The organism is Methanobrevibacter sp., assembly GCF_045112895.1.
Lineage (GTDB): Archaea > Methanobacteriota > Methanobacteria > Methanobacteriales > Methanobacteriaceae > Methanocatella.
In genome coordinates this window covers 1-25,277 of record NZ_JBGUIH010000045.1, presented here as the reverse complement: position 1 = coordinate 25,277, position 25,277 = coordinate 1, and the positions used below count along the sequence as shown (strand labels likewise).

Here is a 25,277-nt window from a genome sequence, read left to right as displayed (position 1 = left end):
TAACATTAAAATCGAAATCTCAGAACCTAATGTTATCACTGCTGTTATTACTAAAGAGTCTGCTGAAAAATTAGGTTTAGCTGAAGGCGATGACGTTACTGCAATCATCAAATCTACTGAAGTAATCATTGGAAAATAGATTTTTTGAAATGGAGATGAATAGAATGCAACTTAGTGCTAGAAATCAATTAAATGGTAAAATTACAAATGTCGATCTTGGTGCTGTAATGGCTAACATTAAAATCGAAATTACTGAACCTAATGTTATCACTGCTGTTATTACTAAAGAGTCTGCTGAAAAATTAGGTTTAGCTGAAGGCGATGACGTTACTGCTATCATCAAATCTACTGAAGTAATCATCGGAAAATAAGTTTAGGAATTTGGGATCAGTATCCCATTAATCCTAATAATATTAGTATTATAAATATTACTATTCCTGCTTTTAATAATGTTTTTAGGTTTTTGATTATAGCATAGATTATTAAAAACAGGAGTATGATTCTTAAAATAAAAAATAAGGTAATCATTTATCCACCTGCCAGGATGGTTTTTGTTCCTTCCTCGGAAATTTCTTCTTTTTTAAATTCCACTTCGTATTTTACAGTTTCAATAACTTCTTTTAATGCATCAAGAGTTTCTCCTCTGTGATTGCCTAGAACTGCAACTAAAAACAGCATGTCTCCTGTATAGAATTCGCCGATGTAGTGAACAACGGAAATTTCATGAACATTATATTTTATTTTAGCGTTTTCAACAATCTTTTCAATCTCATCTTGGGTTTTTTGTTTATCTGGAGTAGTCAATATCAACTTCTTTAAGTTCATATTCTCTTCCTTTCCACGCACTATTCCTTCAAATGTAAAAATAGCTCCAGAATAATCAATTTTAGTACTTTTTTTCAAATCAGCAATTAAATCAGCCATTGTGACTTTATCTTCTTTTGCTTCTATAACTCTTACGACCATCATTTCATCTCCACATTAGATATTTAAAATTAATATTATATAACTATTGTTATATATCACTTATCTCTTTTATTGATAAATTTCTTATTCGTTCAACACCATTGATCTCCTTTATAACATCTGCAGTTGCTTTGGGAACTAATTCCTGCCAGTTTTCATCTTCAATAATTCTTCTTCTAACTTCGGTTCCAGACAAATGCAGTCTATCGTAAAGTGGGGGTTGCCTTACTTCAAAACCCTCTTCTGAGAATAATTGCTTTACAAGAGAATTTCCGGAATAGACTATGGAAAATGGAGGGGTTAGCATTTTAACATGTGAAGCCCAAATAGCATTAAAATTAATGTCCTGCATTGGTATGATGTAGTATTTTGAAGAATCAATGCCCTCATCGGCTAGAGCCTGGCTAATCATAACTATTCGCTCACCGGCAGTGAAAGGATCTTTTGGTTCATGGCTTAACTGAGCACTTCCGATACCAATTATAATCTCATCTACTTCCTCTAAAATTTTTTTAATGACCTGCATATGTCCATTGTGGACAGGTTGCATTCTTCCAATTAAAATTCCACGAGTTTTATTCATATTATCCTCCGGCTAAGGTTCTAATTCATCTAAGCTTTTAATCAAATTGTCAGCGGTCTGCTGCTTTTCCATTAACGGGTCAGTAATTGAAGTTTCCATAAGCAATGTGTTGATTCCTTTCTTGGCAATAGGTATTGTAACCTTTTCGGGACTTGTCCCCTCAGTAAACTGGTAATCAACAAGGTTCACATCATTAGACAGCTTTGAAATGTATGAATCAATCTTATCTGTTCTGTTAGACAAGCTGAATATGAAGTTTGAGTATTCGTAGTCAGGATTGATTTCATGAACATCAACAACAATGAATGGCTTATCTTTAGCTATTCTTGGAACAATGTACTTATTAGCTAATTCTTCACCTGCAGGACGAGTATCCTCACGGGAAGTCAGATTATCTTTTGTTTTTATATAATAAATCACATACTTTTTTGTAAGATTTTGAGTTCCGTTTTCTGAAGTTATATTGTAAATAGTATTGTTGACTGCTTCATGTATTTCATGTTCTCTCGGATGGACTCCCAGAATAATTCCGACGGTTTCATTGGAAGACATGTTTCCCGCTTCAATCTTATAAACGGTGCCGTTTGCATTCTTCCCGATTTCCGTAACATTATAGATATTGTCAGGAGTGTCCATAACTGAAGTAAGTATTATGGCCAAATTAAATATTACGATAGTTATTAAAAGTATAAGTAATATTTGATATTGTCTTTTTTTATTCATAAGAAAACCTTATTGTTCTTTTTAACAATTAAATATCTAACTAAACTTATATTAAATACTTTTTACTTATATTATATTAATTAAATTAAGGAGTTTTCTTAATGGAAAATAAAAATATAATTATAATACTTGTAGCAATTATAGCCATACTTGCAATTGCAGGTGCTCTTTTTGTTTCAGGCATATTCAATCAAGAAAATAAGGATCTAGGCACCACTCCATTTAAGACTGAATTCATGGAAGGCGATTTTGTTGGAAACGTGTCTCTTGTAAATGGTAAAGAGAAATTCATGCACTCCTATAAGGATAAGGAACATAAGGTAACATACAATGTTTCAACTGTTGACAATTCAACCGCCCTGATGGAGATATATGAGGTTCAGGGGGTTTCAAATCCTGAAGAGAGGAACTTCAACGGCAACGACTGGAACATCTATTTCACCCAGGCGATGCCTGGAAATGATACAAAGGCCGATGAGAACAACACAATGAACATTATCATTTGTCAGTCTCAAGGCAAAAAGCAAGGATATTTCATTTATATGATCATTGATGGCAAATCCGATATAAATGCAACCGGAAATTCCTTTGGAGAAGCATATCTTGATTATATCCAACCTTTGCTTGAAAGCATTACACTGAAAGAAAGCAAGAATGTTCCAAAAATCAATGAGGAGTATGGCCTTACAGAAGAGCAGTTTGCCGAGCAGATGGAGCTTATCCATCAATATAAGGCCGGAAACACTTCCGCATTGGAAGGTGGACAATAGATGAGAATTACAGTCTTTCATGCAGATGAATGCGACAGAAAAAAATGCACATCCATTAAGATGGAAAAGCAGGGAAAATGCAGATTGGTCTATGACCTGAATAAGATTCCCGGAGGCGCAATCGTCTTGAATCCATATGCTGAAAAGGCTGTATCATACGAAGACTACAGATATGTGCAAAGAAGAGGAATTGTAGGTTTGGACTGTTCCTGGAATGAGGTGTCCAAATCTAAAAAATTCTTTTCCCTATCCAAATATCACAGATCCCTTCCGTTTTTGATAGCCACCAATCCTGTTAACTATGGAAAGCCATGCATTTTATCAACAGTCGAAGCCATTGCAGCCACATTATACATCACTCGCTTTAAGGATGAAGCTCGAGGGCTTATGGATGGCTTCAAATGGGGGCATACTTTTCTAGAGCTGAATCATGATTTGCTTGAAGCCTATAGTGAAGTGGATACCAGCGCAGAAGTTGTAAAGGTTCAAAATGAATTTTTGAAGGATAAGGGTATTGATTTTAACGAAGGGGAAATCTAAAAGAATCGGTTTATCCTTTATTTTTCAAAATTTTTTATTAATGAGATTTTTGTTATTTTCTCTCTTTTTTACTAAACATTTAAATACTATTAAGTTTAAATAATTTATTAATAGTTATGGAAAGTATAATATCACCATAACAATTTATTTTAACAATTATTAGATTTTCACGATTATAGGAGGAGTTATTAATGGCAAGATTCGAAGAAGCAGAAAACAGAATGTTCAATGTAAAAATCTGCTTAAAATGTAATGCTCGTAACCCTGCTGGTGCTACAACTTGCAGAAAATGCGGTTACAAAGGTTTAAGATACAAAGCTAAAGAACCAAGAGGATAGATTTATTCTCTTTTCTTATTCTATTTTTTTACTATTTTTTTTAAAAACAATTAATTTAATATATCATTTTTTATAAATCTTATTTTAGGTATTCTTATGAAAGACGTTGAAAATTATATTAGAGATATATTAAAAACTAGGAAAATACATTTTACTTTAATAGATCCTGATGAGCAAACACCAGAAGAGGCCTTGGAGATTGCCACTGCCGCAATCGAAGGGGGAACTGACGGAATCATGATTGGAGGATCTACCGTCAATGGTGATGATGTGGATAATACCTGCAGGATATTGTCTGAAAACATTGCCGTTCCGATTATTATTTTCCCAGGAAATACTAGTAGTGTAAGTAAATATGCTGATGCAATCTTCTACATGAGTTATGTCAACTCAAGAAATCCGCACTGGATTAACGGCGCTCAAGCAATAGCTGCACCAGCCGTAAAGGCATCCGGAATGGAAATCCTTTCCATGCATTATATGGTTGTTGCACCTGGCGGAACCGTTGGCTGGGTTGGGGATGCTAATCTGGTGCCTAGAAACAAACCGAAAATACCGGCCGTTTATGCGATGTCTGCTGAATTATTCGGAATCAAGTTTTTCTATCTTGAAGCAGGTTCAGGTGCTCAAGAACCGATTCCAGTAGAAATGATAGCTTATTCCAAAAAAGCAGCACCTAAAAATATTCTTGTTGTCGGCGGAGGAATCCGTGACGGCAAGGCAGCTTACATGGCAGCAAAAGCTGGTGGGGACATTATCGTAACCGGTACTGTTGTAGAAGAAGTTGATGATGTTCAATCTAAAATTCAAGAATTGACCGGAGCTATTTTAAAAGCTTCAATGGAGTAGTTTTCAACTGCTCTCACCATACTTTTTTATTATTTAATTAGCATAGGAAATATTATGTTAAATTCACTATATGAAAAAGCCATCGCTAAAAGAGGATTCATCCATAATATCGATTCAGACAGCAATGTTGAATCCCAATTGGAATATAACTGGTTTGACCGCCATATTGAGGAAAGCGCTGATGATTTTGTCATGGCAGCTGGAGACGGGAGCTTTAACAAAAAGAAATTTTTGACAAGCAACTTCTGTGCAGTAGGTGCAGAATCCATAATCTACGATGGCGAAATTAAAAAAATCGATGACTCGGATATCTTTGAAATATCAAATGTTTCCTTTCTAGATGAACTTTTGGGAAATTATATGGCAATCTATGAATTGAAATGTGCTTTAAGAGCCGTTAAAGAGTATGATGTTGATTACTATATGTTTGACGGGTCCATTTTGGGAGATTTGCAGAATGCATTTCCTAGAGGAGCAAAATTGCCTTCTAAATTGAAAGATAATCTGGATGATGTCCTTTTGAATGAATTTGAAAGAAGATTGGAAAAAAGGAACTTCGGATTGGTGTTTCCAGAAATCAGAGATTCTTTAAAACTAATGGAGTTGCCTAAAAAAGAAAATTCAAATAAGGTCGAGGAATATAATCTTCATCTGGCTTCAATAGAAAAGATTGTTCTTCTAAAGGAGATTCTGGAACATAGGAAAAAGATAATATCCATCTCAAAGACCTCTTCAGACAATGAGCTGTTTCATTGGAATATTCCTGATATCGCATTTTTAGACAAATTCACCGAAAAGCAGGGAATGACCGTAATCAAATATAGGCAAGTTCACCAGAAGGCGGCTTTCCCGTATTTCAACGACTTTTTTAAGAAATTAACATTTACAGTATTCTACTTGCGCCTGCAGGATAACAAGAATGTTTTGAAAGTGGAATTGCCTTATAAGGCTTCTAAAGAGGAAGTATTTGAGATTATTAAAAAGATTAATGCATTATCCGTTCAGGGATATCCATATCTGCTAAATAAAGCCCATAATGATGTGGTAATCACCGATAGGAACATAAATGAATTGCTGAAGATAGCCAAGATTTACGAAACAACAAACAGGGAAGTGATGTCATGGTAGTTGGAATTTGTGTAGGGGAAACCTCACTTGCGGAAGTCACATTCATTTCTGACAAGATGCCGAAAGTAGGCGAATATGTAACAATAGAATATGACGGGAAAAAAGTTTTAGGAATGATTGAGAATCTAATTCGTGGAAATGATGCTTTGAATGTTGATATCAATGATTTTAAGGCGATTCAGAAGATTTCAAAAATTGGTGTTGAAGACAATTATATCCGGGGCAAAGTTAAAATCCTTGGCGACGTTAATGATAATTTAAAATTGCCTAGAACACCAGCACTTCCCGGAACCGAAATCCGCCTTGCGGATAAGGATGTTTTGGAAGAGATTTTCAAGGTTAAGAACCCTATAAAGCTGGGCACATTGGTTAATCAAAGAGATGTCAATGTCAATGTTGAGGCCAATCCTATCCTATCAAGGCATTTGGCAATTTTGGCAATGACTGGAGCTGGAAAATCAAACACAGTCTCTGTTTTAATCGACCAGCTGCTTGGCTATAGCATACCAATATTTGTATTTGATATGCATGGCGAGTATAAGGATGCCATCTTTCCAAATGGTGAAGTCAATATAATTAAACCAAAGATAAACCCATTATACATGAATTTCTATGAAATTAAAAAGTTAGTTAACATTGGCGGAAATAGTTTTATTCAGGAAAGACACTTTAGAAGAGCATTCAAACAAGCTAAAAAAATGTTATCTGATGGCGTTGCACACACTAACAACTTTTTACAAATAATATATGATATTCTAGAAGAGGATTCTCAAGTGGAGGGCTCTGATAAGCAAATTGTTGACGTAATGAATAAGATTGATGATTCAATGGACAGATATTCTAATCTTTTTGACAATAACATCGGGAATATCCTATCCAATATTAAAAAAGCCCATGCTAACGTATTGGATTTAAGTCAAGTAGATGAGTCTGTAGCAAGTGTGCTTGTAAGTCATATTTTAAGAAATTCCCTTCAAAGGTCCAAAGATGCAGCACATAGTGGAAATAAAAAAGACTTATTGGACAATTCTGTATTCTTTATCTTAGAGGAAGCTCACATTTTAGCTCCAAATAGAAGGGAATCAGATTCAAAACGCTGGATTCAAAGGGTTGCAAGGGAAGGCCGTAAGTTTGGCTTAGGTTTATGTCTGGTAAGCCAATCACCAAAAACCGTTGACCATGACGCATTGTCTCAAATGAACAATATGATTATACTAAGGCTTGTCGAACCTGAAGACCAAAGGCATGTTCAGTCAGCAAGCGAAAGCCTGTCACAGGATCTTGTTAACCAGCTTCCTTCCTTAAACGTCGGTGAAGCCATTGTTTTAGGGCTTATGAGCAAAGTACCTACTCTTGTCAAGATTGACGAGTTTAAGGGTCGCCGCCATGGTGATGACATGGACATTGTTTCCTATTTTGCAGATATCAAGCAAAAAGAGGCTGAAGAGATTAAACGTCTAGAACAGGAAACATTAGATATGGGATATGATTACTAATCCCATCTTTAATTATTCTTTTTTAATACTTTTTTTTATTCAGTATAATAACCTAAAATCAATTTTGATTAGTTTTCAAATGCTCTCAGGGAAAACTATTAAATATGCAATCGAATAAAGTATTATCACTTAAATACTGTTATAGTGTTTAAATTGGTTATATACAAAAAAAATTTAAAAGGTAATATAATGAAATTTGCACATTTAGCAGATACTCATTTAGGTTATCGCCAATTTGGTTTAGTTGAGCGTGAAAAAGACTTTTATGAAGTATTTGAAAAGGTTATAGATAAAATAATAGAAGAGAATGTAGACTTTGTAATACATAGCGGAGATCTGTTTGAAACTGCAAGACCATCTCCAAATGCACTTTTGGTATTTCAAAAAGGATTGTTAAAACTAAAAGGTGCAGGTATTCCTATGTATGCAATAGCTGGAAACCATGACATGGTTATGCGCAAGGGGGCTATTCCACCTCAGGTCATATTTAAGAAGCTAGGCTTGAAGGTAATCAGTCCAATCAATACCAATTATACACATGGTGACATATTTATTGCAGGACTACCTTATTATCCATCATCACAAGTCAAAGTTTTAAAATCTAAATTAGCGGAAATATCTAAAAAGGCCGCAAACTATGATAAATCCGTTTTGGTTTTGCATCAGGGAATTGATAAGTACTTCGGTTATCAGTATGAGCTAGAAATCGGTGAAGTACCGGACAATTTTGATTATTATGCTTTAGGCCATATCCATAATTATATCAACGATTCCTTTGGAAAAGGAAGATTGGTTTATCCGGGATCAGGCGAAATCTGGAAAACTTCTGAACTGCAGGATTACAAAGAAAATGGAAAAGGTTTTGTTGTAGTTGATTTTGATGGTCAAAAGCCACTTGTCAAAAGAGTTAAAGTTGACATACCCCGCGAATTCATTAAAAGATCCCTGGATTACAATAATCTGGAAAGCGGTATTGCAGGCATAAAAGAGACAATCAAGGACTTCGATAAAAAACCTATCTTGGATTTGACCATTAACAATGTTGAATCTGATATCAGTGTAGTTTATGAAATCATTACAGAAGAATTGGGTGATTTATCCTTAATGATTAGACCAAAGTTCAATATGGTTGGAGAAGAGAGCATTGATGAAATATTCCTAAATAAAGAGTCATTAGGCCCTAAAGAGCTTCTAATCGAACAGCTTAAGGGATATGGGAGCAATGATGTCAATCAGCTGGCCATAGATTTATATGAGTATCTGTCAAAGGACAAAATAGAGGAATCAAAGGAGCTGATTAATCAGTTCTTCGATGAATTCTATGATACCAGCAAAGATGAAGAGAACTTGGAAAGCAGAGAATTTGAAATGGATGAGGAACCTCAAGAGGAATCAGAGGATGTTCAAGAAACACTTGAGGAGGTTTTAAAATGATTTTCACAAAATTAAAGTTACATAATTTCAAATCCCATGAGAATACTGTAATTAGATTTGATAAGGGGATTAGTGTAATTGTTGGTGAAAATGGTGCTGGAAAATCAACAATACTGGAAGCCATTAGTTTTGCTTTATTTAAACAACACACTGGTAAAAGAATCGATGATTTAGTTAGAAATAATGCAGATTCCATGCTTGTTGAGTTGGAGTTTAATTCCAATGGGGGACAATATAAGGTAATTCGTGAAAAGAAATCAAATCTGAAATCTTCAATTTTCAAGAAAACCTCTTTGGATGGGGATTATGTCCATGTATGCACTGGGGATAAGGAAGTGTCCAATGAAATCAGACAAGTCTTGGACATCGATTCCGATTTGTTTTTAAATGCGATTTATATCAGGCAAGGTGAAATTGCCGAGCTTGTTGATAAAACCTCCGCTGAGAAAAAGGAATTGATTGCTAAATTATTGGGCATTGATTCACTTGAAAAGTCCTGGAAAAACCTGTTGCCTATAATTAATGATTATGAAAACGAGCTTTCCGAACTTAAGGGAAAATTATATAATTCTGATAAGCTAATTGAAGACCTTGAAAAGAAAAGAAGCGAATTAAACTCCCTGAAAGACAGAGGCCATGAACTCGAAGAGCAAATTGCTGAAGTCAACGAGTTGCGTGATGAAATTTCAGAATCCAAAAGAAACATAGAGCGTGAAAAGGAAATCTATGAAACTCAGGTTAATAATCTGGAGTCTGAGGAAAAAACCTTGGCCAAACTGGAAAATGATAAACGTGTAGTTCAGGATAATCTGGATAAGATCAGGGAAGCTGAAGATAAGATTGACAGATTGGAAAAATTCGTATCAAAACTGGACGTTTATCTTGATTTTGAAAAATCAGTCACCAATATCAGGCGTTTAAAAAATGAGGAAGTCGAAATCAATAAGACATTGGATTCCATTGCCAAACAGAAGGAAATCATTGCAGACAAAAAAGAAGATTACAACAAGTTCCTGGCTTCCGATGAAGATATCGCCAGATTGGATAATCAAAAAGTTGATTTCGAAAAGGAATTGGCAGGCATGGCCAAACTCGAAAAAGATAAAAAAGACCTTTTAAGGGAGATTGAATCTGAAAGAAATGATATTGAGAAGTTCTTCTCAAAGGCTAAAGATAAGCTGGAGGATTATGGCCTTGACCAGGATACTTTAGCTAAAATTGATGACTTTGACCATATAGAAAAGTCAACTAATGATTTCATTGATGAAACTTCAGCAAAAATCAGTAATCTGGCTGATGAGATAATTTCTAAAAAGGAGGATATTGTTACATTTAAACAGAATGTTAAATCTAGCGAGAAACCGTTGGAAGAGTTATATGATGTTGATAACAAGTGTCCTGTTTGCCAGTCAGATATCGATGAAAACAAAAAGGCCGAGCTGATTAGGAAATATACTTCAGACATTGATGAAAATACTCAGTTGATTTCCAAATATGAAGAGGATGTCGACTTACTCACTAAAAATAAGAAAAGTTTTGAGGATAAGCATGAAAAACTGCTTGGACTGTCAAGAGACATTATTGAGTATAAGCAGAAATTTTATCATTTGCAAAATGAATTGGTCAAATTGAATAAGATCGATGAAGGCCTGGAATCTAAAGAGCTCATCAGCAATAGATTAGGTGAGATTATTCTAGTTATTGCAAATAAGAAAGCAGACCGTGAATCTTACAAAGAAGCTTATGATGCATATAACCAAGCCAAAGGCGCTTTGGATGTTTTAGGCAGTGAAACTGAAATTCAGTATAAACTAAAACAAGTTGACAATGAGCTTGACAATCATGTAACCAATATTAAGTTAGCCATTGAGCAAGACCCTCACTTGAGCAGCGATATTGGTCCGGAGGAACTTCAAAGCAGAATCACTGATTTAAAGCAGAAAAATGAGGAATTCAATCAACTTAAAGGTTTTGTCAAAAATAAAAATTCTTATTTGTCTCAGCATGATTCCATTAAAGAGGATATCGGCGTTACTTTAAATCAAATTGATATTACCAAGAATAAGATCAATGCTTCAATATACGATAAAGAGAAATATGAACAGATTATATATCGTTCAGAGCTTTATGAAAGAAGGCATGCCAATTTCAATAGTGAACTTTCTGAAATTAAGGGAAGGGCACGCGAGACAATTTCCTATGTAAAGGAATTGACTGAAAAAATTGAAATTGCCAATAAATTCAAACAGGAATATGATGATATTTCAGATTATATAAATCTGTTGAATCATATTAGGAGTTTATACAGTAAAAACGGTATTCAAAAAGATTTAAGGAATATTTCAAGGCCTTTAATCCAAAAGTATACCAAGCAATTCTTCAACGAGTTTAACTTTAACTACTCTGATCTGACTCTTAATGATGAATATGATGTGACTGTCTATGGTCCTGAAGGGGAATCATCAATGAGCATGGTCAGTGGCGGTGAAAAGATAGCTATTGCACTAGCTTTAAGACTTGGTATTACTCAAGCTATGTCCAATGGAGAATTGGATACTATTTTATTGGATGAGCCTACAATTCATTTAGACAGTGCAAGAAGACATGAGCTAATTAATCTATTAAAAGACATGTCACTCCTGCCTCAAATGATTATTGTAACTCACGAACCGCAACTTGAAAATGCTGCGGATAATTTAATAAAAGTAGAAAAAGAGAATGGTATTTCAAAAGTAATAATGTAGGAATACATTATTTCTTTTTACTTTTTTTACATGGTTTCCGGTGCATCTTTGATTGAATCGAGAATGCAGTTTGCATTCCATCCTACAATTGTAGCCGCTTTTTCTTCCAATACTTCAGGAACCTCTTCAAGACCCATTGGTCTGACCAATACTATAGGTATGCTGTATTCCTCAGCAGCTTTCATCAAATCTTCAAACAATTCTTTATTGTCATTATAAAGGCCTGCGAGAAAAATAATTCTATCCACGTTCTGGAAAAACTCTTCTCCTGCAGAGGCATATGAGCCGGACATCGATTCTTTCCATAAGAACTCCACTTTTGAGTATAATTTTTCAGTAAATTGAGCATATTCATTATTCTTATCAATTCCATGGGTAATGATTAAGTTGTAAATCTTATCGTCTCTTTCGTCTTCGAACATTTTCTCACCTTGCTCTTATTTTAAATATTATAATATAAAATTTTTTGTTTTACAAAATGTTTATAAATTTTAAAGATGTAATTTTAATATAGTGATTATTTTAAGGAATTATTTTTTATGAAGGCAGCAGTAATTGGATTGGGTGTAGAAGGAAAAAAAGCTGTAAACTCTCTTTTAATGCATGGTTGGGAGGTTTATGCTACTGATTTGAATATTAATGTTGATTTGTCCGGTTTGGATTTGCCAAGATTGTCAATGAATATGATTGATGAAAAACAAACAGTTTCAATTGTTGGAGAGAATATAACAGTTGATTTGGGTTTCACTAATCCATATGCTATTGAACAATGTGATGCCATAGCCATCAGTCCCAGTATGTATGGAGGGGCTTTTGCAACAAGATTATTGGAAGATGGAGAATTATTGAGCGATGTCGTATCTAAACATAAGGACATCTTCACAATTGGAATCACCGGAACCAACGGTAAAACCACCACAGTGCACATGATTAAGGAAATCTTAGAGAATGCCGGCAAAAAGGTTTTAGTCGGAGGTAATGGTGGCGGAGGATTTTCCGGTTATTATGACTTGATTCTTGAAGCCAATGAAGATGATTATGACATATTGCTTGTTGAAGTCTGTGACATGACCCTAGACTTCTGCAGATATTGTTTTGATTTTGACATGATCGGTCTTACCAATATTGGAAATGATCACATGGATGTCCACAAGACCATAGCCAATTATAAAGATTCTTTAGTTAGATTTTTTGCAGACAAAACCATTTTTACAGCTTTTAACCAGGATTTCAATGCTGATTTTAAGGAATCTGCGGCCAAAACAATTCCTTATTTTGAATATCAGGATGAACTGAAGTTATTCGGTAAGTTTAACCTGCTCAATGCAGGCCTCGCAATGGCAATTACAAGAGAGCTTAAGGTGCCTAAGGACGTTATCAGGTCCACACTTGCCGAATTCAATGCGGTTCAAGGTCGTTTGGATGTTTATAGGATTAATGATGCTTTGGTCTATGTTGGAAAAACCGATAACTCCGATGCATTGGCATCCATTTTAGCCGAAAAAGATTTCTATGCAATATTTTTAGGAACACCACGTCACAATGAAATACACAGATTGGATATTCTGGATGTAGCCGTAAAGTACAATCCTGAGGTCATAGTTCTCTTCCCGGGTTTAGACGATACTCTTGATATTGCAATCTACAGATTGAATTCATTGGGATACATGGGCAATATCATTACTGTAAATACTTTGGACCAAATCATTGAGCTAGTCGCCGAATACTCACATGAGGAGGCTATTTTAATCGGAGGCAACGGTCAAGACGTCATTATTGATATTCAAGAAAGGATTAAATTAATTTCGGAAAATTTATGATACATATAACAATGTTTTTATAGTATTGAAACATAATTATATATGTTTATTATATTTAAGGTGTGTTACATGAGTAAAAGTTGGAGAAAAATTTCTATTACAATATTTTTGGCTTTAATATTGTTATGTGTACTGTTTACAGTATTCAGTTCAGTTAATAGCGCTCCATATACAGCTCAGTCAGTTGCTGAAGATTATAACCTTCCAATTGGTCAATCAATGTTTGAAAATCAATCAATTTTAGGACAAAGAAGCCAGATTGAAGTACCATTGATCTCTGATGTAGGGTTTTTGCCTCATCAATTATTGGCTTTAGATCTACAGGGGATCTTGATGTCTCTATCCACTGGTGTTGTTCCATTTGATTTCGCAACAATCTCAAGTGAAGGTATTGATTCTTATGGAAATGTTGTTGATGTAGATGGTCCGGGCTATTTAACTTTTGAGGGGGACAAGCTAGCAGTTAAAGAACCAGATAATTATGTATGGGGTTACAGTGCTCCGTATAAATGGTTGGAAAAAACTGAAAACGGCGTAGATGTAGTTGAAAATGGTACTGTTATCAAATCCGTGCCTTTTGATGAAATTAAGGATTTAGAATATAGTAACGATTATTATAATAATGAAACTATTAGAAGTTGGTATAATTATGATGCATCAATTGGTTCTATATTCACATTGGAAAAAGGAATGGTTGGATTTTCTGATGGAAGGAATAATATTAGTTCAGCTGATGTTCCTGTAATATTTGGTAAAGATGTAGTGGATTATGCCGCTGAATATCCTACTGGCTCTCCTATTCTTTTATACTCTGGAAATTACACTGAAGAAAATGGTGAAGTTTATGGAACTTCATTAGGTTCACACCCTGAATATGGTGATTCTATTAGAGAAGTGAATGCTAGACAATTTGTTGATGCATGGAATGGAACCATTATCCCGCCTAATTCAACTAGTAGTGGTAAAGATTATGTCTACTTTGAATCTGCAAAAGATTCCTCTGCTCCAGGTGGAAGTGCAGCTCATGGTGTATGTCCATCTGCTAGAGCTCTAAGGGCAGCCGTTACATCAGAAGGATTCAGTTTGCCTACTGGTATGACCTGGGATGAAAATGCGGTGCTATTCGGATTTAATCCGGCACAAGACATTACCGTAACTAACACTCATGATTATCCGGTCAGAATTAATATGTGGACTGAGGGTTCAGGTACCGGAATGGGTGTTTATGCGCAAATTACAAGATATATTCCAACAGAGTGAATATATCATTTTTTTACTTTTTTTATGACAATTTCAACTATTATTACTGCAGCTGGAAAAAACTCCAGAATGAGAAAGGACCAGCTTTCTCGAAATATAGAATTGAAAAATAAACTCATTTTGCCTTTTAAGGATAAGACCGTTATCGAGACCACAATTGACAATGCATTATCTGCTAATGTTGATGAATGCATTGTAGTGCTTGGGCATTATGCTAATGAAATAATGGAAGCAATTTTTGATAATTATAAAGGCTCTGTCAAATTCGTCATTAACAATCCAGTTGATGTAGGTCTATCCGTATCACTTTACAATGGCCTTTCAAATATCAGGTCTGATTTTGCATTATGCATAACGGCAGACCAGCCAACCGTGTCGACCGAAACATTCAATAGGATGATTGAAATTATTGAAAATGCAGAAGACCCTTACAAAACGATTTCTATATTAAGAAGAAGAAAAACGGGCATATTGGATACTGCCGAAGGTTTGGGAATGCCTTTTGTAGCGCCGCGTGAAAATTTGATGAAATACTTGGAAAATGAAAATGACAATTTGAATCCGATTTTAAGAAAGATTTTCGCTGATGGTTATACATTTTATGGTGTAAAAGAAAAAAATGAAAAAGAGTTATTAAATATTAACCATTATGATGATTATTTACAACTCTTAGATTGATTCTAAACCTGAAATAACTTCTTCGATTTTAGCTTTGCTAATGCCGACTGTCATTTCATTGTCTTTAATGTCTGCTGCTTTTCTAGATCCATCGCAGCCTAAAGTGAAGTTTACTCCTTCTGAAATGTATGGATTTGCAAATGCATCACCGCATAATGATTGGATGCCTGCAAAGGATGGAGTAATTTTTTCACCGGTTTTGTAAACGATACTTTGTGCAAGTTTCATTCCGCCAACAGGTTCTGTGATGATTTCAATAACATCTGCTTCAAAATCAGCTTCATCTAAAGGTGCATAGATGATTCCCCAACTGATGTCTTTGATAATAGAAAGCTTGGCAGTTAAATTTTTAGCAGTTTCTAAATCCTGGAATCTGCCTAATGAAAAGTATTTTTCACCATTAGCTAACTTTTCAGGCATGTCTCTAAGTCCAATAGCTCCTGCTCCACCTAAACACATTTGTTCTTCAATTGTTGAGTAAAATTTAGCTCCTAAAGATGCTTTTCTAACCATTTCGCAATGTCTGATTTTTTCATCAATCAAATCAAAACCTTCAGGCAAATCTTCCGGGGTTTTGATTAATTTCATTGCTACAGGTTTTGCATCAAGATTGATTTTACTCTCAATTACTTCGCAATATTTTTTGTTTGTTTCTAAATTAGTCATACAATCGCCTATTATTATATTGTTCTATGGAATTTTAAAGTCTTTTGTTTTAACACTGTTATTTTTACAAAAAGTCCTGAAATCGCAAGCACTACATGTTCTTTCATCAGAATCTGCTTTCCAGGCGTCCTGAATTTTACATCCTTTCATTTCTTTGATTAATGAGCTTTCAATGTTTGCAACTACATTGTCAAATTTTAAAAGCGCTTCTTTTTGCTCTGATTTGTCAACATTGATGATTCTGATCGACCTGTTGATTTTAAAATCATCGCTCAGTTCAGGAGCTTTATCCTCCTCTTCCCAGTTATTTATTAAGTCAACGTCTCTTTCGTATTCATGGCCCACATCAGTCAGACCATTGTTCAGCTCATCTTTAATCAAAACCAAATCCTCTTTTGATGGAACAAGTTCATTTAAATAAAAGATAATTCCGGCAACTATCGGTTTTGCATCTTCCTGCTTAGACCTAAGCCAGGAATAAGTTAGGATTTGCTGTTTATGATTTTCCCATTTGTCCTCGGCTTTTGAGTCAATCATCTTAATGGGTGGCCTTTTCATGCCTTTATAGTCAATAATGATTTCATAGTCATCGCCCTCATCATAGCTGGAAATCCTTTTTTGAAAGCCAGGGTCTTTTTTGAGAAACTCAATAATCTTATTATTGTAATTGTCCAGATTGCTTTGACTTAAATTCTTATTGATTTTCATGGATGTTAAAACATCCACAACACCGTTAATTCCATAATAATTTGACCTGCTTATGTTTTCATCGTAATTAGGCATCTGGCGAATCCCTTTGATTAAAAGCTCTGATGAATCAATTAGAGGGAATAAGTGTTGCCCCCATATATTGATTGCCTTTTCAGCCCTTGCACTGGCCAGCTTTTTGTGGTCATGTTCGTTCAGGTCATCAATTGTCAGGTTACTATCCGGCTGATTTAGAATGCTGAAGAACAAATCTTCATCGTGTGGATAAAGGCCTCTAACTTGAAGCCTTAAATCAATTGAATCTTCAATTGGCCTAATGTCTTCTTTCCAATCCCATGGAAACTCTGTATTCTCTTGTTTCCATTGAATATATGCCTCTTCAAGAACGCCGTGAATAAACTCTCCAAACCATCTCTGAACAGGCTTTGAAGGAGGCAGCGTTCCTTTATTCTGATATCTGTATTGTAGATTGCATGTTAAGAATGACAGCAAATCTCCGGTTAAGCTGTATTCCGGAATCATGTATGATTTTGATCTTGATGGCAACTTCATATTTACACTTCCTAAATTAGATATATCTCCTTAAATCCGACATAGTTTTCATCTCTGCTCCATCCAAGCGCAACATTCGGAATGTCAAAGTGGTCATTTTTCTTGTTATATCCCTCAATAGCCGAATTGAGGCCTATCAGAAGCAAAACACTTTCGGCTCTTGAAAATGCAACAAAATAAAGTCTTGTCAAATCATCAAATGAACGGTCCTTTTCACTTCTTTCACTTTTTCCAAGACAGCTATATTGCCTTACGCTGTCTTCAATGGTGATTTCATCTTTAAGACCTTTTGGAAATCTTAATCTTTGAGTTCTGATGTCATTTGTTTTGAATCTTGTGCCGACATCAACAATAACAAGGGGAAACTCCAATCCTTTTGACTGGTGAATCGATAAGACATTTACCCTATTGTCGGGCAGTGTTTCAAGCAGTGATTCATCGATGCTTACCCCTCCTGTTGATAAAGGTATGAAAATATTCCAAATCGCTTCAAGAACAGATTCCCTTTCCTGATTTGGATTTATAAATGAGATATTTGAATGATAGTCATTGAAAAATCCGGTTTGTGTAATTGATTTGGTAATGGCTTCCAGATATACGATTCCTTCAACATCATCCTGCAGCTCTTCAATCCATGTGGTTATCTTATATGCAAGTTCCATCAGGCTTGCTGTTTTTGGCCATTCCTCATAGCCTAAAGGCCTTCTAAGCTGCCAGTGGGTTACGAATTGGGGCAGGGCAATAGGTTCGTGGGGTTCAGGATTCATTTTAATGAACTCCTTGGCTTTCACTCTCCAACGCATCATATTCCTTTTTGCAAGATTAGGTATTGTTTTATCCGTTTTCTGAATCCCTGCCTCAGGGTCAATGCATTCAAGAATCAAACCACAGAATATTCCAACAACATCAATATCCTGAAGGTCAATTCCTCTTGGATTAAACACTTCAATCGGTTCCTTAAGCCTTTTTAGATTCTTCCTCAAATAGTGCAGGAATGAGCGATTTCCGTATTGCATCTCCTTTGGGGAATATGAAAGAATTGCGATATCCGATGCGGAACCGTAATCGCTATCCAGTTTGAGGGTTATCCTTTCCATCTCTTTTCCGGCTTTCAGATTCTCACTTCTGATTTTCTGCAATTCTGCAATGTCAATATCGCCATTGACCTTTTCGTAATATTCTTCGTTCAAGACCTGCAAAACCTTTAATTCGCATTCCCCTTTGTTGATGAGTTTGTTAATTAACAGGGACAAATCCCTTGCAAGCATTTCAGGATTGTTTCTGAACATGCCTAAAATAGGCATCCTGTCCTTTTCAAAGTCAGGGGCAATGATTTTAGGTTTGTTGTCGACACGGGCATTCTGATATTCTCTGTCAAGTTCTGCAAATTGATTGCAATGCTGGATAATGTTTTCTGTTGAGCGATAGTTGGTTCTCAGATTGATTTCTTCAACGTCAATGCTCAACCTTTCCCTGATGCGGTTTTGATAATTGGTAAATAAGTCTACGGTGGCGCCTCTAAAGCGGTATAGGGACTGGTCGTCATCACCTACAACCGTAATGTTTCCGTTATTCTTGAGTGCGGATTGGGCTATTGTGAAGTAAATGTCTTCCTGGATAAGGTTAGTGTCCTGGTATTCATCGATTAGAACAATCTTAATTTCATCTAGAAATGCGTCCAGATCACCGTTCTTTAATTTATCCAAAAACTGGGATTCAAGCATTGCAAAATCAATGGTATTCCTTTTTTTGAGAGTGTCTTCATATTCTTTAATGCAATCAAGAGCAATTCGAACTCCGCTGCCCTCTTGAGTTTTTCCATATAGCTCGTCGAAGTCCACCTGGTCATAGTAGATTCTATTCTTGATTTCAATAAGGATTTCACTTATTTTGGATGGTTCTTCTAGCTTTGTTATTCCGCTCAGCTCCTTTAAGTATTTAACCAGTTCTTTGTCAAGATATTTTTCATCTTCAATAATGATTTTAATCATTGCAGAGTTTGCAACAAAATCCTCAATAACAATGGCTTGGTTTTCTCCAGGTTTTTTGTAATCTCTAAGCAGTTCTTCAGCAATGCTGTCGGTTGTACCAATTTTGATTTGGTTAAAGTCCACCCTATCAATCTTTAGGATATTGTCAAAATTGTCTTCGCCAATATTGTCGAGCAGATGATTTTTGATTTCATCCCCCCAACCCAATATTCTTGAGTATAGCTCGTCAGCAGCTTTTCTTGTGAATGTTGTAGCCAGAATTTCACAGGGTTCTATTTCATCAACAAAAATGTATTTAAGGATTTTAAGAACCATTACGGTTGTTTTTCCGGAACCCGGTCCTGCTACGATAAAAAGGGATTTGTCACTTGGAGATAATATGGCGTTTTTTTGATCTTGATTTGAAGAGATATCTCTTTCAAGTATATTCACTACAATATCTTCAAATTCCTCGTATGATATCATTTTTTCCCTCTGAATTTATATGATTTAATTTATGTAATTAGGTTACTTATAAATAAATTGAGAGAGCATTTGTTAAGTATTCTTTAGTCTATTTTTTTTGATTAGTTCTAAATTTATTTAGGTATACCAAAAACTTTTTTATTCGGTAAGGGATAATATTTAATATGGAAGAGATATTCTTCCATAATATGCATATATAAGTTAGGGACATTTTTTGTTTCTAACTTACTATTTTTTAAATTCACGAATGTTTTAAATAGTATTTAACTCAAATTATTATTATTAATTTTAATTTTAGCTGATATTATGTCTGATACCAACAATATTGATATGTTCAAGAATGATGTGAGATATAGGGAAAACATCGCCCATATCGAAACGATACCAGCTAAAAAAGCAAGCTTTAAAAAAGTTGACAACTTAAATGACAAGATTATCGACTATTTGGATTCCAAGGATGCAAAGCTATACAAACACCAAGCCGAGACATATGAGGCAATAAAAGATGGCGAAAACGTAATCATCACAACTCCTACGGCTTCAGGCAAAACTTTGGCTTTCAACCTGCCCATCATGGAGACGATGATTGAGGATTCAGATGCAACAGCCCTCTATATCTATCCCGCAAAAGCGCTGTCAAACGACCAGTTGCACGTTCTGGAAAACCTTGAAGAGCAGCTTGAAATATCAATCAGGCCCAGAACATATGACGGCGACACCCCAAGGGAGGACAAGAAGGGGATTCGCGAAAAGTCAAGGATTGTTTTAACCAATCCCTATCAGCTTCATTTAATATTGTCCTGGCACCATCAGTGGGAGAGATTTTACAAAAACCTAAGGTATATAGTCATTGATGAGGCGCATTACTATAAAGGGGTTTTCGGTTCAAATGTCGCATTCCTAATCAAAAGGCTTAAAAGGATAGCAAATTTCTACGGATCATATCCCCAGTTCATCTTATCGTCAGCGACACTTGCAAATCCTCTGGAATTGGCAAACAGGTTAACGGGTGAAGATTTCGTATTGGTTGATGATGACACTTCGCCTAGCGGTGAGAAAGACTTCATCCTATACAATCCCTTTAAGAATTATGTAAGAAACAAGGCATATACTCAAAATGCGCCTTCGGTGCATATGGAAACAGAAAACATTTTCATGTATATGATGCTTAAGGGAATTCAGACATTGTGCTTTACAGTTTCAAGAAAAACCACGGAACTCATTGCAATGTGGGCAAAAAAGGACATGACACAAGTCAAAGGAAAATTGGCCCATAGGATTGCAGCCTATAGGGCAGGCTACCATCCACAGGAAAGGCGTGAAATAGAAAACGGCCTTAAAAGCGGAAAATATTTGGGAGTTACCTGTACAAATGCGCTGGAGCTTGGAATCAACATAGGGTCTTTGGATGCAGTCATTATTTCAGGATATCCCGGAACAATGATTTCAACTTGGCAGCAATCCGGAAGGGCTGGCAGGAGCAATCGGAAATCTTTAGCTATTCTAATCGCTTTTGAAAATCAGTTGGACCAGTATTTCATGAATAATCCGAAGTTCTTCTTTGACAAGCCCCATGAGAATGCAATCATAGATTTGTCAAATCCGATTCTGCAGGAGGCTCATTTGCTATGCGCTGCAAAGGAGCTGCCTTTAAAGAGGGGCGAAGCTGAGAAATATTTCGGCATCTCACAAAATCTATTGGACGAGCTGGTTTCTAGAAAGGATCTGTTTGAAAACCATCGCGGAGATTATATGTATCCCTATGATGACAATCCTGCAATGGACCATTCACTTGACCAGATTTCATCGGAAGAGTTTAAGGTAATGAATAACGGAAGGCTTTTGGAGACCATGGAGCGTTCACAGGTATACAGGGAGGCTCATGAAGGGGCCATTCTGATTAACAAGGGAGACACCTATGTTGTAAATAGCGTAAATCTAGCGCGCAGGTATGTTAATGTTTCTCAAAAGACTGTGGATTATCACACAATGGTTTTAAACAAGACGGAAATCAACGTTAAAAAGAAATTGTCAAAGACAAACTATGGTGATTTGACAATTAATTTTGGTGAGCTGACAGTAACTGAAGACTACTTCAAATATAAGAAAATGCACTTCTCAAAGCCGATTGCAACATATCCTCTGGATTTGCCTCCGCTGAAATTCAATACGAAGGGGTTGTGGTTTACAATTCCAAATGATGTTAAGGATAGATTGGAAGACATGTTTCCAAATGAAGAGGAGGTGTTTGCAGGAGGGCTTCATGGTGCTGAACATGCATTAATCGGACTGTTTCCACTTCATACGATGTGCGACAGGTTTGATATTGGGGGAGTATCCACAAATTATCATGACGACACTCAGGAGGCCACAATATTCATTTATGACGGTTATGAAGGCGGAATAGGAATTTGTGAAAAGGCAGTGGACGTGTTTGTAGACCTGCTTGATTCCACCATTGATTTGATAAATAACTGCCAATGTAAAAGCGGCTGTCCGGCATGCATATACTCGCCGAAATGCGGAAATGACAACAAGCCACTTCACAAGGGTGCCACTAAGTATATTTTGGAATACATGAAAAAATTGATTTCCGATGATGCTTCAGGTGAAAAAGAGGAGATTGTTGTAGAGGTTATTGAAAGCGATGAATTCAGTGAGGCATTAGAACTCTATGAAAAAGGGGATTATTCTGCATCTAAGGATATTTTAAATTCAATTTTGGCTAGCGACAAAAGGAATGTGGATGCCTTGGCATTGATGGCTCAAATATTGTATAATCAGGATCAAAAGGATATTTCGTTGTTGTTTACTAAAAAAGCGCTTGCAATAGATAAATCAAATAAGATGGCAAATGAATTAGAAGTATTGCTAACAAATAAACCTCAGGAAAGTGAGTTCGAGTCTTTGGATGATGTTGAAGCGTTGTATGAAGAAGCTTATGATTTATATGAGCAAGGTGATTTGGATACGGCTTGCGATATTCTAGAAAAGATTCTGGATTTTGATGATAGACACTCTGAGGCACTGGCCTTGATGGGTCTGATTTATTATCACTCTGGATTTTTCCCAAAGGCAGTTGAATACTACAGGAAAGCCATTAAAATAAACAAAGATGGTGAAATGGTTAGGGAATTGAGGATGAGGGTCTCTTAAGGAGCGCCTGCATATGGTGTGAAACCTTTTTCAAAGTGTTCACAGACCTTTTCAAGCTCTTCTGGAATGTCTATTTTTTGAGTACAGTAATCAAGGCAGGTTCCACAGTATGTACATTCGCTGGCAGGAACCTTCTCATCTGCAAGCTTGTCAAAATACAATCTGTAAATGTCTGATTCCGGCTGGTTTTTACTTGTATTGTATAGATTGAAATATTCTGGTATTGGAATCATTTCGGGACATGCATCAATGCAGTATCCGCATTCGCTGCAGGCAACAGCAAGGTTTTCTTTAAGCTTTAAGGCCATATTCTCTAGAAACAGTCTTTCTTCATCACTTATTAACTCAAAATTCTCATATGTTTTGCAGTTGTCGATTAAGTCATCCATTTTGCTCATGCCGCTCAAAACAATTTTGACATGTTCAAGTGATGCGCAGAACCTTATTGCTAAACTGGCTATTGATTCATTTGGATTGAACTCTTTAAACTCGTTTTTAATCTCCTCAGGTTGATTTACTATAACGCCTCCCTTCAAAGGTTCCATAACATAGACATCAAGCCCGTGTTCGACACACAAGTCATAGCATTTATGCGCTTCAATGACAGGGTCTTCCCAATCTAGATAGTTCAATTCTAGTTGGACAACATCTATGATATCAGCATATTTATCTAATACTTTTTCCAATAATTCAGATGTATCGTGGAAGCTGAAGCCAATTTTTTTTGCTGTTCCATTTTCTTTCATTTTTTTAATGTATTCAAAGGATTTATGATCTTCTGCCAGTTTATACCAGGGTGTATTGATGTTATGCACGAAAAACACGTCAAAATAATCAATTCCAAGTCTTTCAAGCATTTCGTTTACAAACTTTTCGTTATCCTCTTCAGATGTTAATGCCCATGTAGGCATCTTATCACAAATTCTGAATGATTCACGTGGATATCTCTCAACAACAGCTTTTCTAATAGCTGTTTCGCTTGCACCATTATGATATGCATATGAGGTATCAAAGTAATCAAAGCCTTTAGCCATGTAGATGTCAACCATTCTGTTAAACAGGTCCTGGTCGATTGTGGTCGGGTCATTTTCGTCAGTCTTTGGAAGTCGCATACATCCAAAGCCGAATTTTGATTTGTATGTCATAATCATTTCTCTCCTGTTATTACTTTTTCAGTTGTTCCATATTTAAATGTTGTTAATTGCAACATTAATGATTTTTTTATGATGTATATTTTTTTGTATTTTTTTTTATTGTTTGTTTTCATTTGTTTTTGATATTTTTTTTAAGAATATAATTATTTAAAAATAATTTGGATTGTTTAATTTTTAGCCGAATTTCACTTATTTCTATAATTCGTTATGAAATTATCTTCAATTCGATTATTTTGAACAATATTAAATTGAACATAATTCATAATTGACAAATATGTTAGTATATATTTGAACAATTTTTGCAATAACTAAAAATCTTATAACACATGAAAAAATTTATAAATATTATTCAATAAATATTTATTTAGGTCAGGATTTAATTTTAACATATTTTTTTTTAAAATGTTAATTTTAAATATGACTTCATTTAGAGGTGACAAAAATGGCAACTTTTAAAGGATTTGCAATGAAAAGACTCAACGAAATTGGTTGGGTAGAAAAAGAAGTACCTGAATGTGGACCTATGGATGCTATTATTAAACCAACTTGTGTATCTCCATGTACTTCCGATATTCACACCGTATGGGAAGGTGCTATCGGTGACAGAAAAGACATGGTTTTAGGTCACGAAGCTGTTGGTGAAGTAGTGGAAGTTGGTGCTTTAGTCAAAAAATTCAAACCTGGTGACCGTGTAATCGTACCAGCTATTACTCCTGACTGGGACGACGAAGCAGCACAAAGAGGTTTCCCTTCACAAACACTCGAACCACTCGGTGGTTGGAAATTCTCCAACTTCAAAGACGGTGTATTCGGTGAAAGATTCCACGTAAACATGGCAGACGCAAACCTAACCTTCATCCCTGACGACTTATCCGACGAAGGAGCAACCATGTTAACAGACATGTGGTCAACCGGTATGATGGGATCAGAAAACGCAGACATCCCATTAGGAGGATCCGTACTCGTAATCGGTATCGGTGCAGTAGGACTTTCCGCTATTGCTGGTGCTAAATGTTTAGGTGCTGGTAGATTATTCGCAGCAGGTACACGTCCAATTTCCGTCGAAGTTGCTCAAAAATACGGTGCAACCGACATCATTAACTACAAAAACGGAGCAATCGACGAACAAGTAAGAGAACTAACAGACGGCGCAGGTGTAGACTCCGTAGTTATCGCTGGTGGTAACTTAGAAAACACATGGGCTGAAGCAATCAAATCCGCAAAAGCAGGAGGAACCGTTTCCAACGTAAACTACT

At 35.8% G+C, this 25,277-nt stretch carries 23 protein-coding genes; 15 read left to right on the top strand and 8 right to left on the bottom strand.

Going from position 1 to position 25,277, the window contains the following annotated elements; genetic code table 11:
• Nucleotides 1-4 precede the first annotated feature (4 nt).
• Together ACJMLD_RS08250 and ACJMLD_RS08245 are read left to right on the top strand one after the other, a co-directional pair.
• Nucleotides 5-139: a molybdopterin-binding protein gene (locus ACJMLD_RS08250; RefSeq protein WP_405270398.1), complete on the top strand. Its 135-nt coding sequence runs from the start codon at nucleotides 5-7 to the stop codon at nucleotides 137-139.
• Between the two features lie 25 nt (nucleotides 140-164).
• A complete protein-coding gene (locus tag ACJMLD_RS08245) occupies nucleotides 165-371 on the top strand; it encodes a molybdopterin-binding protein (RefSeq protein WP_405270394.1) in 207 nt (68 codons plus the stop codon).
• Nucleotides 372-528: 157 nt separating this feature from the next.
• Here ACJMLD_RS08245 and ACJMLD_RS08240 read toward each other — a convergent pair whose 3' ends face one another.
• Genes ACJMLD_RS08240 through ACJMLD_RS08230 form a run of 3 tightly spaced genes read right to left on the bottom strand, consistent with a single transcriptional unit; the run spans nucleotide 529 to nucleotide 2,185 of the window.
• Nucleotides 529-966: a molybdenum cofactor biosynthesis protein MoaE gene (locus ACJMLD_RS08240; RefSeq protein ID WP_405270396.1), complete on the bottom strand. Its 438-nt coding sequence runs from the start codon at nucleotides 964-966 to the stop codon at nucleotides 529-531.
• Nucleotides 967-1,015: 49 nt separating this feature from the next.
• Complete coding sequence (locus tag ACJMLD_RS08235; protein ID WP_405270391.1) at nucleotides 1,016-1,549, bottom strand: nicotinamide-nucleotide adenylyltransferase; 534 nt, start codon at nucleotides 1,547-1,549, stop codon at nucleotides 1,016-1,018.
• A 12-nt stretch (nucleotides 1,550-1,561) separates the two neighbouring features.
• Nucleotides 1,562-2,185 carry a hypothetical protein gene (locus ACJMLD_RS08230; protein WP_405270389.1) on the bottom strand — a complete coding sequence of 208 codons (624 nt, stop codon included), beginning with the start codon at nucleotides 2,183-2,185 and terminating at the stop codon, nucleotides 1,562-1,564.
• Between the two features lie 188 nt (nucleotides 2,186-2,373).
• Here ACJMLD_RS08230 and ACJMLD_RS08225 point away from each other — a divergent pair, with 188 nt between their 5' ends.
• The 8 genes from ACJMLD_RS08225 (at nucleotide 2,374) to ACJMLD_RS08190 (ending at nucleotide 11,571) form a co-directional block, all read left to right on the top strand.
• Entirely contained in the window at nucleotides 2,374-3,042 is a 669-nt protein-coding gene (locus tag ACJMLD_RS08225) for a hypothetical protein (protein WP_405270387.1), read from the top strand.
• Nucleotides 3,043-3,582 (top strand): DUF367 family protein, encoded by a 540-nt coding sequence (locus ACJMLD_RS08220; RefSeq protein ID WP_405270385.1) that lies wholly within the window; start codon nucleotides 3,043-3,045, stop codon nucleotides 3,580-3,582.
• A gap of 191 nt (nucleotides 3,583-3,773) precedes the next feature.
• On the top strand, nucleotides 3,774-3,920 hold the full coding sequence (locus ACJMLD_RS08215) for a 50S ribosomal protein L40e (RefSeq protein WP_067042653.1): 147 nt from the start codon (nucleotides 3,774-3,776) through the stop codon (nucleotides 3,918-3,920).
• A gap of 96 nt (nucleotides 3,921-4,016) precedes the next feature.
• Nucleotides 4,017-4,769, top strand: coding sequence for a geranylgeranylglyceryl/heptaprenylglyceryl phosphate synthase (locus ACJMLD_RS08210; RefSeq protein ID WP_405270382.1), 753 nt, complete (start codon nucleotides 4,017-4,019; stop codon nucleotides 4,767-4,769).
• 54 nt (nucleotides 4,770-4,823) lie between these two features.
• Nucleotides 4,824-5,897, top strand: a complete 1,074-nt coding sequence (locus ACJMLD_RS08205) for a DNA double-strand break repair nuclease NurA (RefSeq protein WP_405270380.1) — start codon at nucleotides 4,824-4,826, stop codon at nucleotides 5,895-5,897.
• Nucleotides 5,891-7,393: a helicase HerA-like domain-containing protein gene (locus ACJMLD_RS08200; protein WP_405270378.1), complete on the top strand. Its 1,503-nt coding sequence runs from the start codon at nucleotides 5,891-5,893 to the stop codon at nucleotides 7,391-7,393. Before ACJMLD_RS08205 ends, ACJMLD_RS08200 begins: the two co-directional genes overlap by 7 nt.
• A gap of 189 nt (nucleotides 7,394-7,582) precedes the next feature.
• On the top strand, nucleotides 7,583-8,827 hold the full coding sequence (locus ACJMLD_RS08195; RefSeq protein ID WP_405270376.1) for an exonuclease SbcCD subunit D: 1,245 nt from the start codon (nucleotides 7,583-7,585) through the stop codon (nucleotides 8,825-8,827).
• The gene (locus tag ACJMLD_RS08190; RefSeq protein WP_405270374.1) at nucleotides 8,824-11,571 is read left to right on the top strand and encodes an AAA family ATPase; all 2,748 of its coding nucleotides are present in this window, start codon (nucleotides 8,824-8,826) and stop codon (nucleotides 11,569-11,571) included. The genes ACJMLD_RS08195 and ACJMLD_RS08190 overlap by 4 nt, the downstream gene beginning before the upstream one ends.
• A 26-nt stretch (nucleotides 11,572-11,597) precedes the next feature.
• On the opposite strand, the gene ACJMLD_RS08185 is transcribed toward ACJMLD_RS08190, so the two are convergent.
• The gene (locus tag ACJMLD_RS08185) at nucleotides 11,598-11,993 is read right to left on the bottom strand and encodes a nuclease (RefSeq protein WP_405270372.1); all 396 of its coding nucleotides are present in this window, start codon (nucleotides 11,991-11,993) and stop codon (nucleotides 11,598-11,600) included.
• Nucleotides 11,994-12,110: 117 nt separating this feature from the next.
• Between ACJMLD_RS08185 and ACJMLD_RS08180 the strand changes: the two genes are divergently transcribed.
• From ACJMLD_RS08180 to ACJMLD_RS08170, 3 genes are all read left to right on the top strand, one after another.
• On the top strand, nucleotides 12,111-13,391 hold the full coding sequence (locus ACJMLD_RS08180; RefSeq protein WP_405270370.1) for a Mur ligase family protein: 1,281 nt from the start codon (nucleotides 12,111-12,113) through the stop codon (nucleotides 13,389-13,391).
• Nucleotides 13,392-13,460: 69 nt separating this feature from the next.
• Nucleotides 13,461-14,651 (top strand): hypothetical protein, encoded by a 1,191-nt coding sequence (locus ACJMLD_RS08175; protein ID WP_405270368.1) that lies wholly within the window; start codon nucleotides 13,461-13,463, stop codon nucleotides 14,649-14,651.
• 24 nt (nucleotides 14,652-14,675) lie between these two features.
• Nucleotides 14,676-15,329 (top strand): NTP transferase domain-containing protein, encoded by a 654-nt coding sequence (locus ACJMLD_RS08170; protein ID WP_405270366.1) that lies wholly within the window; start codon nucleotides 14,676-14,678, stop codon nucleotides 15,327-15,329.
• Here ACJMLD_RS08170 and ACJMLD_RS08165 read toward each other — a convergent pair.
• From ACJMLD_RS08165 to ACJMLD_RS08155, 3 genes are read right to left on the bottom strand one after another with little or no spacing between them, the layout of a single operon-like run.
• The gene (locus tag ACJMLD_RS08165) at nucleotides 15,321-15,995 is read right to left on the bottom strand and encodes a DUF169 domain-containing protein (protein ID WP_405270364.1); all 675 of its coding nucleotides are present in this window, start codon (nucleotides 15,993-15,995) and stop codon (nucleotides 15,321-15,323) included. The genes ACJMLD_RS08170 and ACJMLD_RS08165 overlap by 9 nt on opposite strands.
• Before the next feature lie 24 nt (nucleotides 15,996-16,019).
• Nucleotides 16,020-17,255, bottom strand: coding sequence for a hypothetical protein (locus ACJMLD_RS08160; RefSeq protein WP_405270362.1), 1,236 nt, complete (start codon nucleotides 17,253-17,255; stop codon nucleotides 16,020-16,022).
• 11 nt (nucleotides 17,256-17,266) lie between these two features.
• The gene (locus ACJMLD_RS08155; protein WP_405270360.1) at nucleotides 17,267-19,711 is read right to left on the bottom strand and encodes a UvrD-helicase domain-containing protein; all 2,445 of its coding nucleotides are present in this window, start codon (nucleotides 19,709-19,711) and stop codon (nucleotides 17,267-17,269) included.
• Between the two features lie 306 nt (nucleotides 19,712-20,017).
• Between ACJMLD_RS08155 and ACJMLD_RS08150 the strand changes: the two genes are divergently transcribed.
• A complete protein-coding gene (locus ACJMLD_RS08150) occupies nucleotides 20,018-22,867 on the top strand; it encodes a DEAD/DEAH box helicase (RefSeq protein WP_405270358.1) in 2,850 nt (949 codons plus the stop codon).
• On the opposite strand, the gene ACJMLD_RS08145 is transcribed toward ACJMLD_RS08150, so the two are convergent.
• Nucleotides 22,864-24,012, bottom strand: a complete 1,149-nt coding sequence (locus ACJMLD_RS08145; protein ID WP_405270356.1) for an aldo/keto reductase — start codon at nucleotides 24,010-24,012, stop codon at nucleotides 22,864-22,866. The genes ACJMLD_RS08150 and ACJMLD_RS08145 overlap by 4 nt on opposite strands.
• 451 nt (nucleotides 24,013-24,463) lie before the next feature.
• Here ACJMLD_RS08145 and ACJMLD_RS08140 point away from each other — a divergent pair.
• Nucleotides 24,464-25,277, top strand: an 814-nt coding sequence (locus ACJMLD_RS08140) for an alcohol dehydrogenase catalytic domain-containing protein (protein ID WP_405270354.1), incomplete at its 3' end; no start/stop codon positions are given.

Bases quoted from the DNA above. Each gene is read 5' to 3' on its own strand.
- ACJMLD_RS08220 (WP_405270385.1), top strand. From the start codon at position 3,043: ATGAGAATTACAGTCTTTCATGCAGATGAATGCGACAGAAAAAAATGC.
- ACJMLD_RS08145 (WP_405270356.1), bottom strand. From the start codon at position 24,012: ATGACATACAAATCAAAATTCGGCTTTGGATGTATGCGACTTCCAAAG.
- ACJMLD_RS08195 (WP_405270376.1), top strand. From the start codon at position 7,583: ATGAAATTTGCACATTTAGCAGATACTCATTTAGGTTATCGCCAATTT.
- ACJMLD_RS08175 (WP_405270368.1), top strand. From the start codon at position 13,461: ATGAGTAAAAGTTGGAGAAAAATTTCTATTACAATATTTTTGGCTTTA.
- ACJMLD_RS08170 (WP_405270366.1), top strand. From the start codon at position 14,676: ATGACAATTTCAACTATTATTACTGCAGCTGGAAAAAACTCCAGAATG.
- ACJMLD_RS08165 (WP_405270364.1), bottom strand. From the start codon at position 15,995: ATGACTAATTTAGAAACAAACAAAAAATATTGCGAAGTAATTGAGAGT.
- ACJMLD_RS08190 (WP_405270374.1), top strand. From the start codon at position 8,824: ATGATTTTCACAAAATTAAAGTTACATAATTTCAAATCCCATGAGAAT.
- ACJMLD_RS08240 (WP_405270396.1), bottom strand. From the start codon at position 966: ATGGTCGTAAGAGTTATAGAAGCAAAAGAAGATAAAGTCACAATGGCT.
- ACJMLD_RS08200 (WP_405270378.1), top strand. From the start codon at position 5,891: ATGGTAGTTGGAATTTGTGTAGGGGAAACCTCACTTGCGGAAGTCACA.
- ACJMLD_RS08185 (WP_405270372.1), bottom strand. From the start codon at position 11,993: ATGTTCGAAGACGAAAGAGACGATAAGATTTACAACTTAATCATTACC.
- ACJMLD_RS08180 (WP_405270370.1), top strand. From the start codon at position 12,111: ATGAAGGCAGCAGTAATTGGATTGGGTGTAGAAGGAAAAAAAGCTGTA.
- ACJMLD_RS08210 (WP_405270382.1), top strand. From the start codon at position 4,017: ATGAAAGACGTTGAAAATTATATTAGAGATATATTAAAAACTAGGAAA.
- ACJMLD_RS08155 (WP_405270360.1), bottom strand. From the start codon at position 19,711: ATGATATCATACGAGGAATTTGAAGATATTGTAGTGAATATACTTGAA.
- ACJMLD_RS08160 (WP_405270362.1), bottom strand. From the start codon at position 17,255: ATGAAGTTGCCATCAAGATCAAAATCATACATGATTCCGGAATACAGC.
- ACJMLD_RS08235 (WP_405270391.1), bottom strand. From the start codon at position 1,549: ATGAATAAAACTCGTGGAATTTTAATTGGAAGAATGCAACCTGTCCAC.
- ACJMLD_RS08150 (WP_405270358.1), top strand. From the start codon at position 20,018: ATGTCTGATACCAACAATATTGATATGTTCAAGAATGATGTGAGATAT.
- ACJMLD_RS08205 (WP_405270380.1), top strand. From the start codon at position 4,824: ATGTTAAATTCACTATATGAAAAAGCCATCGCTAAAAGAGGATTCATC.
- ACJMLD_RS08245 (WP_405270394.1), top strand. From the start codon at position 165: ATGCAACTTAGTGCTAGAAATCAATTAAATGGTAAAATTACAAATGTC.
- ACJMLD_RS08215 (WP_067042653.1), top strand. From the start codon at position 3,774: ATGGCAAGATTCGAAGAAGCAGAAAACAGAATGTTCAATGTAAAAATC.
- ACJMLD_RS08225 (WP_405270387.1), top strand. From the start codon at position 2,374: ATGGAAAATAAAAATATAATTATAATACTTGTAGCAATTATAGCCATA.
- ACJMLD_RS08230 (WP_405270389.1), bottom strand. From the start codon at position 2,185: ATGGACACTCCTGACAATATCTATAATGTTACGGAAATCGGGAAGAAT.